The following is a 13250-nucleotide window of genomic DNA, read 5'->3' on the forward strand; positions in this document are numbered from 1 at the left end:
GAGCGGGGCGGGGCGGGGCGAGGCGGGGCCGGGGCCGGGGCCGGGGCTGGGGTCGAGTTCGGGGTCGAGGTCGGGACCAAAGGTCCATTCCGGGCCCACTGCGGCATCGCGTACCCTGTACGGAGCAGAAGGGGAGTAGCTCTTCGCCGGACCGTCGACATACTGCTGGGTCACCCAGCCGGCGCCCGGAGGCAGGCCGCGGTCAGCGGCCGGCCAGCGAGACCTTCGGCCCGCAGTGTCCTGTGTACCCACAGGGCGCCGCCGAGCCGAAGCGACCCCTGAAACACCCCAGGTCTCTCGGTACGACGGCGTCCTGCCCGACCGATTGAGGTAACTCCTCCGTGATCAGCATCAGCATCATGGCGATCGTCTTCGGCATCGTCTTCGTCGCCGAGCTGCCCGACAAGACGGCCCTCGCCGGCCTCATGCTCGGCACCCGCTACAAGGCGTCGTACGTCTTCGCCGGTGTCGCCGCCGCCTTCGCCGTGCACGTGGCGCTGGCCATCGCGGCCGGCAGCGTGCTGACACTGCTGCCGCAGCGGCTCGTCCAGGCCGTCGTCGGCGTGCTCTTCCTGGCCGGCGCGGCGATGCTGCTCCTCAAGAAGGACGACGGCGAGGAGGAGGTCAAGCCGCCCGCCGACCAGTCCTTCTGGAAGGTCTCCGGGGCGGGCTTCATGCTGATCCTGGTCGCGGAGTTCGGCGACCTCACGCAGATCATGACCGCCAACCTCGCCGCCCGCTACGACGACCCGCTCTCGGTCGGCCTCGGCGCGGTGCTCGCCCTGTGGGCGGTCGCCGGCATCGGCATCGTCGGCGGGCGCACCCTGATGAAGTACGTGCCGCTGCGGCTGATCACGAAGATCGCGGCCGGCGTGATGGCGGTCATGGCCGCGTTCAGCCTGTACGAGGCGATCGCGGGCTGAACCGGGCCGTACGGCCCGCTCCCGGCGGCACGAAGGGGCCCGCCCGGTGGACACCCACCGGGCGCCCCTTCGTACGCGGTCTGCCGCCCGCAGGTCAGGCGGCGGCCGGGTGCACGGTCAGCGTGATCGAGCCGTCCGCCGCGGACTCCACGCGGACCGCCGTCAGGTCCGGCACGTGCACCGTCGGGCCGTGCTCGCCGGCCCGCGGGCCGACGCCGACCACCCGCATGCCCGCGGCCCGGCCGGCCTCGATGCCGGCGCCGGAGTCCTCGAAGACGATGCAGTCCGCCGGGTCGACGCCCAGTTCGGCGGCGCCCTTGAGGAAGCCCTCCGGGTGCGGCTTGCTGGCCGCGACGGACTCGGCGGTCACCCGGACCCCGGGGATCGGCAGCGCGGAGGCCGTCATGCGGGCCGTCGCCAGGGCCTCGTCGGCCGAGGTGACCAGCGCGTGCGGCAGCTCTTCGAGCGCCGCCAGGAACGCGGGCGCGCCCTCGACCGGCACCACACCGTCCGTGTCGGCGGTCTCGCGGGCCAGCATCACGGCGTTGTCCGCGTGGTTGAGCTCCATCGGGCGGTCCGGGAGGAGCAGCGCCATCGTCGCGTACCCCTGGCGGCCGTGGACCACCTTCATGGCCGCGTCGGGATCCAGGCCGTGGCTCTGCGCCCAGTCCCGCCAGCAGCGTTCGACCACCGCGTCCGAGTTGACCAGGGTCCCGTCCATGTCGAGGAGCAGGGCGCGGGCGGAGAGGACGACGGGGGTGGTGCTGGCCGGCATCGGTGGGACTCCAGACGGGCGCGGAAAGAGAACAAGCGGTTCCGTCCACCGGTCAGGGAGTGCGGACGGAACCACTTTGTTTCTTCACGATACAAAATACAGCCTGGTCTACGCCAGTGCTGCCGCATCACCGAAAAAAGCCGGGTCCGTGCCGAGCGCCGGCCGCAGCTCGTCGAACCACGTCGCCGTCGGGGACCACGAGGCGAAGAAGACCCGTCCCGTGTGGCCGGGTTCGCGGGACTGCAGGAAGCTGCACACGAACACCTTCTGCCCGCCGATCTCGGCCTCCCCGGACAGCAGCACCTTGCCCGGAGTGGCGGACATCACGGGACCGCGCGCGGTCCGCGCCAGCCCGGAGACCCGGCGCAGCGCCCCTTGGTAGACGGCGAGGGCCCGGGTCAGCGGCAGCGCGAAGTACTCGCTGGCCCCGGTGTCCCGCTCGACGAACGTGTAGTACGGCTGCACGCCCAGCTGCACCATCTCCCGCCACATGTCCGCCCAGACCCCCGGGTCGTCGTTGACGTGGCGGACCATGGGCGCCTGCGCGCGCAGCACCGCACCCGTGCCGCGGAGCCGGGCGATCGCCCGGCGGACCGCCGGCGTGGACAGCTCGCGGCCGTGCGAGAAATGCGTCATCAGCGCCAGCGACCGGCCTGCCGCCACGCACTCCGACAGCAGCCGCATCAGGTCGTCGGCGTCCGGGTCGGTCAGGAACCGGTACGGCCAGTAGCTCAGCGCCTTCGTGCCGATGCGGATGTTGCGGACATGGCCGAGGCCGGGGGAGAGCAGCGGTTCGAGGACCGCCCGGAGCCGGTCGGCGGACATGATCAGGGGGTCGCCGCCGGTCACCAGCACGTCCGTCACCTCGGGGTGGGCCCGGAGGTACTCGACGGCGGCGTCCGGGCCGGGGAGGTGCTGCTTCAGCTCGGGCATGCCGACGAACTGCGCCCAGCGGAAGCAGTACCCGCAGTACGCGTGGCAGGTCTGGCCGTGGGCGGGGAAGAGCAGCACGGTCTCGCGGTACTTGTGCTGGAGGCCGGGCACGGCGACGCCGCCCATCCGCGGCACGTTGAGTTCCAGCTGGCCGCCCGGGTGCGGATGCAGCAGCCGCCGCTGGCGGTCCGCCTCGGCCCGCACCACCGCGCGCGGCGCACCGGCCGCGACGAGGTCGCTCATGACGGCGAACATCTTCTCCGGCAGCATCGCCCGGTGCGGGAACGTCAGCCGGAACATCGGGTCGTCGGGGGCCCGATCCCAGTCGATCAGCTCGTCCAGGACGTAGTTGTTGACCTTGAACGGCAGTACGGAGGCCACCACGCGCATCTCGTGACGGGTGGCCTCGTCGAATGCCCGGACGGGTGGGAGGTCGGCGAGACGCTCCCCGGGCACGGCACGCATGACTGGCCTGTCCATGGGGTCCAGCCTGCGCAGCTCCTGCCCGGGGCGGGGGATGGGCGCGTCCGTTCGGGTGAATCCGGACCTGGGCGGCGGGCGGGGTGACGGCCGTGGCGGCGACCGCGGCGGCGGCCGGGTTTACGGCTCGTGGCTCAGGGCTTCCAGAGCCTCCCGCGTTGCCGGGCCGTAGACCCCGCGAGGGTCGCCCGTGACGTTCGCCCAGTCCTGGAAGTCGGCCACCGCGCGCTCCACAGAACGGGTGTAACGGCCGTTCATCGGGCCCCAGTAGTGCGCCATCTCGTTCAGCCGGATCTGCAGCTCCCGGACCTCCGAACCGTCGTCCCCGCGCCGCAGCGAATCCGCGCCCGAGGTGGCGGTCGGCTTCGGGGGACGGGTGGCGCGGCGCGTCGGCTCGGGCGAGGGCCCGGTGCTGCGGGTCTCGCGGGCCGAGGCGGACGCGGTGGCCGTCGCCGGGCCGGTGGCTTCGGGCGACTCCGCCGCGTCGTCCTCCGCCGGTGCGGTGGGCCCGCCGGAGTCGGTCGCCCCGCCGGTGGCGGACGGCCGGCCCCGGTCGGGGGCCACGGTCACCGCGGGCGGTGACAGCTTGGGATCGGGCAGCGCCCGGTCCGTGCCGTCCTCGTCACCCGACAGTCCTGCTGCCAGCAGCCCGGCCCCGATCACCACGACCGCGGCACCGACCGCCAGCGGCAGCACGCGACTGCGCCGCCGCTTCCGTGCCGCCGCCCGCCCCCCGGTCCGGGCGTCCAACCGCACCGCCTCGTCCACGATCAGCGCCCCGCCCGCCCCCCACCCGTCATCCGCCACGGGCACACCGCCCCCGTACATGGGGTAACCGCCAGTGCCGGCCGGATGGGCAGCCGCGTACGTCGAACCCGCCGAACCTGCCGGGCTCGTTGCGCTGTCCGGCGCGTACCCGGCAGCGCCCGTGGGCGCCGGACCGTCGGGAATCACCGGCAGGACCTCGGTGGCCCCCTCGTCCGCCGTGGGCGCGGCGGAGCCCGCCGCGCACGGCTCGGGGCTGCCGGGCGAGGGCGTGCCGGGGCCGCCGGCCGGTGCCTCCGGCACGCCCGCGGGTCCCCAGGGCGCGCCGGACGCCGGCCGCGGGCCGGCAGGCTGGTCGCCCGCGGGCGACCACGCCCCGCCGGCTGCCGGCACGTCTGGCGGCGGCGTGCCGCCAGGCCCCCATGTTCCGGGAGCCGGGGCAGGAGCGTCGGCCGGCCCCCAAGTCGCCGCCTCCGGCCCGGTCGCAGCGGGCCAGGGCGCACCCGCGGGCGCCCAACCCCCGGCCTCGGGCGTGGCGGGCCCCCACGGGGAGGCGGCCGAGGGCTGAGAGCCCTCCGGGGCCGGCGGGCCCCACGGGGAGGTGGTGGAGGGCTGCGGGGGCTCCGGGGAAGACGAGGCCGGGTGCCAGGCGGCGGCCGGGGGCCGGACGACGCCCTGGATGCGCGGGGCCTGGGAGGACGGCGCGGAGCCGTCGGGGGAGGCGGGGCGGGACATGTACGGGCGGATCCGGCTGTGGTCGAAGCCCGCCGGGGCCCGGGTGTGGGCGCACTGGCCCACGGCAGCGGCGCATTCCGGACAGCGCACAGCGCTCACTGATGGATCCCCTCCCAGGCGTGTGCCTGCGATTATGCAGACCCCGGAGGGCGGCCCCAACCCTTCCAACAGGCCATAACCGGACACACCACTCAGGATGGAAACGTGTATTGGCCCTGAGGAGGAGTTCATGGCTCAGGAAGCGACCGCCGCGACCGTGGACCCCGGGTCCGGCCCCGGTGCCGAGCACGCCGAACGGAGCGTCATGGTCGCCATCGGCGCCCTGCTGCTCGGCCTGCTGATCGCCGCACTCGACCAGACCATCGTCTCGACCGCCCTGCCGACGATCGTCAGCGATCTCGGCGGCATGGAACACCTCTCCTGGGTCGTCACCGCCTACATGCTGGCCTCCACGGCCGCCACCCCGCTCTGGGGCAAACTCGGCGACCAGTACGGCCGCAAGAAGCTGTTCCAGGCCGCCATCGTCATCTTCCTCATCGGCTCCGCCCTGTGCGGCCTCGCCCAGAACATGGGCCAGCTCATCGGCTACCGCGCGCTTCAGGGCCTGGGCGGTGGCGGCCTGATCGTGCTGTCGATGGCGATCGTCGGGGACATCGTCCCGCCCCGCGAACGCGGCCGGTACCAGGGGCTGTTCGGCGCCGTCTTCGGCGCGACCAGCGTCCTCGGCCCGCTGCTCGGCGGTCTGTTCGTGGACCACCTCAGCTGGCGCTGGGTCTTCTACATCAACATCCCCATCGGCATCGTCGCCCTTCTCGTCATCGCGGCCGTGCTGCACATCCCGGTCCGTGCCTCGAAGCACACCATCGACTACCTCGGCACCTTCCTCATCGCGTCCGTCGCCACCTGCCTGGTGCTCGTCGCCTCCCTCGGCGGCACCACGTGGGCCTGGGGTTCGGCCCAGATCATCGGCCTGGCCGTGCTCGGAGCCGTCCTGCTCGCCGTGTTCATCGCGGTGGAGAAGCGGGCCGCCGAACCCGTCCTGCCGCCCTCCCTGTTCCGCATCCGCACCTTCACCCTCTGCTCGGTGATCAGCTTCATCGTCGGCTTCGCCATGTTCGGCGCGATGGTCTACCTGCCGACGTTCCTCCAGGTCGTGCAGGGCGTATCGCCCACCATGTCAGGGGTCCACATGCTGCCGATGGTGCTCGGCATGCTGATCACCTCCACCGGCTCGGGCCAGCTCGTCAGCCGCACCGGCCGCTGGAAGGCCTTCCCCATCGCAGGCACCGCCGTCACCGCGGTCGGCCTGCTCCTCCTCCACCAGCTCCACCGCACCAGCTCCACCTGGGAGATGAGCGTCTACTTCTTCGTCTTCGGCGCCGGCCTCGGCCTCGTCATGCAGGTCCTGGTGCTGGCCGTGCAGAACGCCGTCAGCTACTCCGATCTCGGGGTCGCCACCTCGGGCGCCACCTTCTTCCGCTCCATCGGCGCCTCCTTCGGCGTCGCCATCTTCGGCACCGTCTTCACCAACCGCCTCGACGACAAACTGAACCGCTCCCTCGCCGGCACCGCGCTGCCGCCCCAGGCGTCCATCGGGCAGCTGGAAGCCGATCCGCGGGCCATCGGGCTGCTGCCGCCCGGCCCCCGGCCCCGGGTGCTCGACGCCTACTCCTCCGCCATCACCGACGTGTTCCTCTACGCCGTGCCGGTGGTGCTGGTCGCCTTCGTCGTCGCCTGGTTCCTCAAGGAGGACACGCTGCGGACCTCGGTGACCGCCCCCGACGTCAGCGAGACCCTGGCCTCCAACCCCGTGCACCGCACCTCCCGCGAGGAGGTCGCGCGCGCCCTCTCCGTCTTCGGTACCCGCGAGGGCCGCAAGCACGTCTACGAGAAGATCACCGCCAAGGCCGGCTACGACCTGCTGCCCGCCTCCAGCTGGCTGCTGCTGCGGATCTCCAGGTACGGCTCCGCCGACCCGGGCGTACTCGCGGAACGGACCTCCGTGCCGCTGCACCTGATCACGGACGCCGCCCGGCAGGTGGAGGAACGCGGACTGGCCGTCCGCGACGGGATGCCGCTCGTCCTCACCCCTGCCGGCCGGGCCGCCGCCGACCGGCTCGCCAAGGCCCGCGAGGAATCCCTCGCCGAACTGCTCGGCGACTGGTGGGGCCCGGACCGCCCCACCGACCTCGTACAGCTGGTCGAGGAACTCAACCGGGAGCTGTGCGGCTCCGACAGCGAAGAGCCGTACGACACCCTCGCCCCCCGCGACCACGCCGCCCGCTGACCGCCGCCCGCTGACCGGCACCGCCCCGGCCCGCCGGGGCGCCCCGCCCGCCTCCGCGCCCGCCGTCAGCACCGCCTCAGCCCGACAGCCGCTTCTCGAACCAGTGCTGTGCGTACGGCCCCGAGTTGTACGCCGGTATCTCCGCGTACCCGTGCTTCGCGTAGAGCCCGCGGGCCTCCACCAGGTCCGTCCGCGTGTCCAGCCGTATGCGCTGCGCACCCAGGGACCGGGCCGCCGCCTCCAGGGCCGCCAGCAGCGCCCCGCCGCCGCCCGTGCCGCGCCGGTCCGGCCGTACGAACACCCGGGTCAGCTCGGCCGTCACCGGGTCCAGCAGGCGCAGCCCCGCGCACGCCGCGGGCTCGCCCCCGTACCGCCCGACGAGGAAGGCGCCGGTCGGGGCCGTGAGGGCGTCCGCCGGGTCGTCCGCGAGCCCCTGGTCCACCTCCGCAGAGGTCGCCGTCCGGCCCCAGTAGCGGCCCGCCACCTCGGCGTAGTACTCCCGCCGCAGGGCCGTCGCCGCGGGCGTCCCGAAGTGCTCCGCGGCGACCTCCCAGCCGCCCGTACCGCCGTCCCCGACAGCGCCGTCCGGCCCGTACACGGGTGCGGAGAGCGCCTCTGCACTGCTCTTGATCGCGTCCATGGCGCCATTGTGGCGGCGCCCGCCGCCGGCCCGCGTGGAATATCCACAGGCACGGACGGATGATGGGAAAAGGTGCCAATCACACAGCAGAAGGGTGGGAAGGGCCATGTCGATGTCGCAGCATCCGGACGCCGCCCTCATACGCCGGGGTTACGAGGCTTTCGTCAAGGGGGACATGGACACCCTGTCCACCCTCATGACGGCGGACGTCATCCACCACGTGCCGGGCACGAACCCGCTCTCCGGCCACCACAAGGGCCGCGAAGCCGTCCTGGACCTGTACCGCCGCCTCGGCGAGGAGACCCGGGGCACGATGCGGGTCGAACTGGAGAAGGTCATGGTCGACGGCCGTGGCCACGGCATCAGCGTGCACTGCTTCAAGGCCGACCGCGGCGACCGCGGCATGGAGCTCCACCAGAGCCTCTTCTTCACGATCGTCGGCGGCAAGATCACCGACATCGACGCGTGCACGGAGGACATCGCCGAGGAGGACGCGTTCTGGTCCTGAGCCCGGCGGCAGCACCCGCGCTCGCGCGGCCGGAGGCCCCGCCCCCGGCCGCGCGGTCGTGTCCGGTCCGGTCAGCCCTGCTTCGGAGCCGCCTGCTGGACCACCTCGAAGGACCACAGCGTGGAGCCCGACGCCGCCGGCTTCGGACGCTCGCCGCCCGCGCCGCCGCCCTGGTGCGCCGCCTTCATCGGCCCCTCCATCCACGCCTGGAAGGACTCCTCGTCACGCCAGCGGGTGTACACCAGGTACGTGTCGGTGCCCTCGACCGGGCGCAGCAGCTCGAACCACTCGAACCCGTCGGAGTTCTCCACCGACCCCGCACGCGCGGAGAAGCGCTTCTCCAGCTCCTCCCGCTGCTCGGCCGGCACGGTCAATGCGTTGATCTTCACGATGCTCATGCCGCCATCCTGTCAAAGCCGCCGTCCCCGTCTCCCCCGGTAGGGGTGCCCGGGGGGTTTTCGGCAAGTGGCGGGCGGTAAGCGGACTATGGTCGTCCGTCAGGGCTGCAGTCGTCGTGGGGCGGGTGTGGTGGAGACGGCAGGAGGCCGGCGGGGCGTGGCTGATGCGGCGGAGCAGGTCCTTCGGGCGGTCGTGACGTGGGGGATGCTGCCGGCGGCCGGTGCCGTGGGGGTGCTCGCCGCGCGGGCGCTGCCGGGGCCGCTGAGCCGCCGGACGGCGCTGCTCGCCGGGCCCGTCGCGGTGGCCCTGGTGCTGGTGTCGCTGCCGGTCCGCGACGCGTGGGCGACGGGGGCGCCCGGCGCGGTGCCGGTGCTGCTGGTGCTCCTCGGCACGGCGGCCCGCCGGGCGCCCGCGGCCGGGCTGCTCGTCGGGGCCGGGGCGGCGTTCCAGCCGTCCCTGCTGCTGTTCGCGGTGCTGCTGTGGGCGACCGGCCGCCGGTCCGCCGCGCGCACCGGCGCCGCCGCCTTCGCCGGGTGCACCGCGCTCGGCTGGGGCCTGCTGCCCGGCGGCGGTTCGGCGTACGGGCTGCTGCCCGCGCCCGACGGCCAGTCGCTGTACGGCGCCCTGCTGCGCCTGGGGGTCGACGGGCCCGCCGCACTCGCGCTCTGGCTCGTGCTCGCCGCCGCCGTCGCCCGGTGCGGGCTGCGCCGCGCCGTCCGGTACGCATGCGACGGCCAACCGCTGACGGCCGCCGCGGTCACCGGCTGCACGGCCGTCGTGGTCTCGCCCGGCGGCGGCACGGACCAACTGCTCTGGGTGCTCCTCGCGTTGGCCGGCCGGGCCGGGGTGCGGGCCGCCGACCGGCGGGTCTGGCCGGTGACGGCCGTCCTCGTCACGACCCTGCCGGGCGACGTGCTGCTGCCCCACCTGGCCGTGCTGGCCCCCGTGCGGGACGGGCTGCCGCTGCTCGCCGCCCTCGCGGTCGCCTGCGCCGTGCCGTTCCTGCCGCGGAGTTCGCCGTACTGGGCCGCGCCCCGGCCCGCGGCCGCAGCGGGCCGGCCGAACCTGCTGCTGGAACTGCTGCTGATCCGGATCGGCTACGCCCTCTACTCGCACATCCGGGCCGCCGCCCCCGCCGGCCGGGCCGACGCCGAGGCGCACGCGACGCTGCTCCTGTCCGCCGAACGCCTCCTGGGCCTGGACATCGAGCACGCCGTCAACCGGGCGGTGGTCGGATTCCCCCGACTGGAGGGGTTCTTCGACTTCTACTACACGTCGTTCCACTTCACGGTCCCGCTGGCGGTCCTCGGGGTGCTCTACTGGCGCCGGCCCGCCGACTACCGCCGGGCCCGTGCCGCCCTCGGCCTGGCCACCGTGATCGCGCTGGCCGGCTTCTGGCTGTTCCCGCTCGCACCGCCGCGCCTGATGCCGGGCCTTGGCTTCGTCGACACCGTGCACGGGCCGCAGGACCTGGCGGACCCGCAGTACGGGGTGCTGACCGGGATCTCCAACCAGTACGCGGCGATGCCCTCGCTGCATTTCGGCTGGTCTCTGTGGTGCGCCGTCGTCGTCGTGCTGCTGGCCCCGAAGGGGTGGCAGCGGTTGCTCGGAGCGCTGCACCCGGTCCTCACGGCCTGCACGATCGTCGCGACCGCCAACCACTGGGTGCTCGACGCGGCCGGCGGCGCGGTCGTGGTCGCCGCCGGGTTCGCGCTGGTCCATGCCCTGTGGGGGCCGCTCGGCAGCGGTCCGGCGGCCGGACCCGGGCGCCTGGTCCCGGTGCCCGTCCCGCGCCGGACGGCGGCCGCGGCCCGCGAGCCGGTACGGGGCTGAGCGGGAACGCGTACCGGAGGGGCGCCGGGGCGTACTGCCGCCCCGGCGCCCCTCCGGGTGGATCGCCGCGTCCTGTCAGGATCACCCGGACGGCGCCGCTCCGCCACCCGGACGGACGCACGGCGCCCGGCGGCGGAGCAGTTCCGGGCGACGACAGAAGTCGGACGACAGGAGTGTGACGACAGACCCTAGCCGGCCCTGACCTGGAGTTCCTTGATCCCGTTCAGCCAGGCCGCGCGCAGCCGGCGGGGTGCGGGGCCGGTCAGGCGCAGGTCGGGGAGGGCGTCGGCCAGGGCGTTGAAGATCAGGTCGATCTCCATGACGGCCAGCGACTTGCCGAGGCAGAAGTGCGGGCCGCCGCCGCCGAAGCCGAGGTGCGGGTTCGGGTCGCGGGTGATGTCGAAGCGCTCCGGGCTCTCGAAGACCTCCGGGTCGTGGTTGGCGGAGGAGTAGAACATGCCGACCCGGTCGCCCGCCCGGATCTTCTGGCCGCCCAGCTCGGTGTCCTGGGTGGCGGTGCGCTGGAAAGAGACCACCGGGGTGGCCCAGCGCACGATCTCCTCGGCGGCCGTCGCCGGGCGCTCGGCCTTGTACAGCTCCCACTGCTCGGGGTGGGTCAGGAAGGCGTGCATGCCGTGGCTGATGGCGTTGCGGGTGGTCTCGTTGCCCGCGACCGCGAGGACCAGCACGAAGAAGCCGAACTCGTCGGAGCTGAGGTTGCCCTGGCCCTCCGCGGCGACGAGCTGGGTGACGATGTCCTGGGCCGGGCACTGCTTCCGGTCCGCCGACATGTTCATGGCGTAGGCGATGAGGTCCACGGCGGACTGGGCGCCGACCTCCTCGGTGATCGCGTACTCGGGGTCGTCGTACGCGATCATCCGGTTCGACCAGTCGAAGATCTTGGACCGGTCCTCCTGGGGGATGCCGATGAGTTCGGCGATGGCCTGGAGCGGCAGCTCGCAGGCCACCTTGGTGACGAAGTCGAAACTGCCGTCCCCGGCACCGGCCCTGGCCTCCGCGACGATCCGCCGGGCCCGGTCCCGCAGCGCACCCTCCAGGCCGCGGATGGCGCGCGGGGTGAAACCGCGCTGGACGATCTGGCGGACCCGGGTGTGTTCCGGCGGATCCATGTTCAGCATGATCAGGCGCTGGGCATCTATGGCATCGCGCTGGATGTGGCCGTTGAACCGGATGATCGCGGTGTTGACGGTTGAGGAGAACAACTCCGGGTGCGTGGAGACGTACTTGACGTCCGCGTGCCGGGTGACGGCCCAGTACCCCTCGTCGTCGAAACCGGTGATGCCGCGCGGCTGGGGGCACCACCACACCGGTGCGGTCTGCCGCAGCTCTGCGAACTCGGGGAGCGGGACGCGGGCTTGGAGGAGGTCGGGGTCGGTGGCGTCGAACCCCTCGGGAAGCGCGGGGCAGGGCATCGGCAACTCCAGAGTCTGACGGCCCATCAGCAGTCGTCCTGAAGGTAGTAACGAGTTCTAGAAGTGACAAGGGTCGCGGCACCGGCTGTTGAGTGCGGGAATCGTGCAAGAAGCGTGCAAGACCCTTGCGTGGCAGGGGTTCCGGTCATAAGACTGCGGGGAGAACTAGAACGCGTACTAGTTCGGGGCGGGGCGACCCCGGACACGGACACACCCCTGCCGCGACCCGCCGGGACGGGCCGCCGCTGCGGAGGAGAGGACGAGCTCATGGCCGCGGAACCCGTCATCGTCGAAGCCGTACGCACCCCCATCGGCAAGCGCGGCGGCGCGCTCGCCAACCTGCATCCCGCCTACCTGCTGGGCGAGACCTACCGCGAGCTGCTCGCGCGTACGGGGATCCAGCCCGACTGCGTCGAACAGATCGTCGGCGGCACCGTCACGCACGCCGGCGAGCAGTCCATGAACCCCGCCCGCAACGCCTGGCTGGCCATGGGGCTGCCGTACGAGACCGCCGCGACCACCGTCGACTGCCAGTGCGGGTCCTCGCAGCAGGCCAACCACATGGTCGCGAACATGATCTCCGGCGGGGTCATGGACATCGGAATCGCCTGCGGAGTCGAGGCGATGAGCCGGGTCCCGCTGGGATCCGGGTCCAAGCACGGTCCCGGCAAGCCGTTCCCGGACGAGTGGAACGTCGACCTCCCCAACCAGTTCGAGGCGGCCGAGCGGATCGCCCGCAAGCGCGGACTGACCAGGGAGGACGTGGACCGCCTCGGCCTGCTCTCGCAGGAGCGGGCGGCCGCCGCCTGGGCCGAGGAGCGCTTCAAGCGGGAGACCTTCGCCGTCCAGGTGCCCACCACCGAGGACGAGCAGGCCGCAGGACAGGGCATGTGGCGGCTCGTCGACCGGGACGAGGGCCTGCGCGACACGTCGATGGAGGCGCTGGCCCGCCTCAAGCCGGTGATGCCGACGGCCGTACACACCGCCGGGAACTCCTCGCAGATCTCCGACGGCGCGGCCGCCGTGATGTGGGCCTCGCGGAAGATGGCCCGCGCCCTGAAGCTGCGGCCGCGGGCCCGGATCGTGGCCCAGGCGCTGGTCGGCTCGGACCCGCACTTCCACCTCGACGGGCCGATCGACGCGACCCGCGCGGTCCTCGGCAAGGCCGGCATGTCGCTCAAGGACATCGACCTCGTCGAGATCAACGAGGCCTTCGGCTCGGTCGTGCTCAGCTGGGCGCAGGTCTTCGGGCAGGACCTGGAGAAGGTCAACGTCAACGGCGGCGGCATCGCCCTCGGCCACCCGGTCGGCGCCACCGGCGCCCGCCTGATCACCACGGCGCTCCACGAGCTGGAGCGCCGTGACAGGGAATTCGCGCTGATCACGATGTGTGCCGGCGGCGCGCTCGCCACCGGCACCATCATCCAGCGCTTGTAGCCCCCTGGTCCGGGGATGGGGGAAGGCCCCGGTGACCGGCCTGGGGAGGCCGGCCACCGGGGCCTTCGTGTGTCTGCGGGGGCCGCGGCTCGCCCGGAGGGT

11 protein-coding genes are annotated in these 13250 nt (G+C 73.2%); 5 read left to right on the plus strand and 6 right to left on the minus strand.

The window, feature by feature from the left end:
- The first annotated feature begins 341 nt into the window (after window positions 1-341).
- Entirely contained in the window at window positions 342-923 is a 582-nt protein-coding gene (locus LG634_RS08690) for a TMEM165/GDT1 family protein (protein WP_226733071.1), read from the plus strand.
- Window positions 924-1017: 94 nt separating this feature from the next.
- Here LG634_RS08690 and LG634_RS08695 read toward each other — a convergent pair whose 3' ends face one another.
- The 3 genes from LG634_RS08695 to LG634_RS08705 form a co-directional block, all read right to left on the minus strand.
- Entirely contained in the window at window positions 1018-1698 is a 681-nt protein-coding gene (locus LG634_RS08695; RefSeq protein WP_226733072.1) for an HAD-IA family hydrolase, read from the minus strand.
- A gap of 108 nt (window positions 1699-1806) precedes the next feature.
- The gene (locus LG634_RS08700; RefSeq protein WP_226733073.1) at window positions 1807-3111 is read right to left on the minus strand and encodes a KamA family radical SAM protein; all 1305 of its coding nucleotides are present in this window, start codon (window positions 3109-3111) and stop codon (window positions 1807-1809) included.
- 120 nt (window positions 3112-3231) lie between these two features.
- Window positions 3232-3918, minus strand: coding sequence for a peptidoglycan-binding domain-containing protein (locus LG634_RS08705; RefSeq protein WP_226733074.1), 687 nt, complete (start codon window positions 3916-3918; stop codon window positions 3232-3234).
- Window positions 3919-4840: 922 nt separating this feature from the next.
- On the opposite strand from LG634_RS08705, the gene LG634_RS08710 reads away from it, so the two are divergent.
- The gene (locus LG634_RS08710; protein ID WP_226733075.1) at window positions 4841-6898 is read left to right on the plus strand and encodes an MFS transporter; all 2058 of its coding nucleotides are present in this window, start codon (window positions 4841-4843) and stop codon (window positions 6896-6898) included.
- 76 nt (window positions 6899-6974) lie between these two features.
- Here the strand turns inward: LG634_RS08710 and LG634_RS08715 are convergent, their stop codons facing one another.
- On the minus strand, window positions 6975-7538 hold the full coding sequence (locus LG634_RS08715) for a GNAT family N-acetyltransferase (protein ID WP_226733076.1): 564 nt from the start codon (window positions 7536-7538) through the stop codon (window positions 6975-6977).
- 112 nt (window positions 7539-7650) lie between these two features.
- Here LG634_RS08715 and LG634_RS08720 point away from each other — a divergent pair, with 112 nt between their 5' ends.
- A complete protein-coding gene (locus tag LG634_RS08720; RefSeq protein WP_226733095.1) occupies window positions 7651-8046 on the plus strand; it encodes a nuclear transport factor 2 family protein in 396 nt (131 codons plus the stop codon).
- A 71-nt stretch (window positions 8047-8117) separates the two neighbouring features.
- Here the strand turns inward: LG634_RS08720 and LG634_RS08725 are convergent, their stop codons facing one another.
- Complete coding sequence (locus LG634_RS08725) at window positions 8118-8444, minus strand: antibiotic biosynthesis monooxygenase family protein (RefSeq protein ID WP_226733077.1); 327 nt, start codon at window positions 8442-8444, stop codon at window positions 8118-8120.
- 157 nt (window positions 8445-8601) lie between these two features.
- Between LG634_RS08725 and LG634_RS08730 the strand changes: the two genes are divergently transcribed.
- Entirely contained in the window at window positions 8602-10278 is a 1677-nt protein-coding gene (locus LG634_RS08730) for a phosphatase PAP2 family protein (protein WP_226733078.1), read from the plus strand.
- 188 nt (window positions 10279-10466) lie between these two features.
- Here the strand turns inward: LG634_RS08730 and LG634_RS08735 are convergent, their stop codons facing one another.
- Window positions 10467-11711, minus strand: coding sequence for a cytochrome P450 (locus tag LG634_RS08735; RefSeq protein WP_226733096.1), 1245 nt, complete (start codon window positions 11709-11711; stop codon window positions 10467-10469).
- 267 nt (window positions 11712-11978) lie between these two features.
- On the opposite strand from LG634_RS08735, the gene LG634_RS08740 reads away from it, so the two are divergent.
- Window positions 11979-13148, plus strand: coding sequence for a steroid 3-ketoacyl-CoA thiolase (locus LG634_RS08740; RefSeq protein ID WP_226733079.1), 1170 nt, complete (start codon window positions 11979-11981; stop codon window positions 13146-13148).
- Window positions 13149-13250 lie beyond the last annotated feature (102 nt).

This window comes from Streptomyces bambusae, assembly GCF_020532645.1.
Lineage (GTDB): Bacteria > Actinomycetota > Actinomycetes > Streptomycetales > Streptomycetaceae > Streptomyces > Streptomyces bambusae.

Bases quoted from the DNA above. Each gene is read 5' to 3' on its own strand.
- LG634_RS08725 (WP_226733077.1), bottom strand. From the start codon at position 8,444: ATGAGCATCGTGAAGATCAACGCATTGACCGTGCCGGCCGAGCAGCGG.
- LG634_RS08720 (WP_226733095.1), top strand. From the start codon at position 7,651: ATGTCGCAGCATCCGGACGCCGCCCTCATACGCCGGGGTTACGAGGCT.
- LG634_RS08715 (WP_226733076.1), bottom strand. From the start codon at position 7,538: ATGGACGCGATCAAGAGCAGTGCAGAGGCGCTCTCCGCACCCGTGTAC.
- LG634_RS08695 (WP_226733072.1), bottom strand. From the start codon at position 1,698: ATGCCGGCCAGCACCACCCCCGTCGTCCTCTCCGCCCGCGCCCTGCTC.
- LG634_RS08700 (WP_226733073.1), bottom strand. From the start codon at position 3,111: ATGGACAGGCCAGTCATGCGTGCCGTGCCCGGGGAGCGTCTCGCCGAC.
- LG634_RS08740 (WP_226733079.1), top strand. From the start codon at position 11,979: ATGGCCGCGGAACCCGTCATCGTCGAAGCCGTACGCACCCCCATCGGC.
- LG634_RS08710 (WP_226733075.1), top strand. From the start codon at position 4,841: ATGGCTCAGGAAGCGACCGCCGCGACCGTGGACCCCGGGTCCGGCCCC.
- LG634_RS08735 (WP_226733096.1), bottom strand. From the start codon at position 11,711: ATGCCCTGCCCCGCGCTTCCCGAGGGGTTCGACGCCACCGACCCCGAC.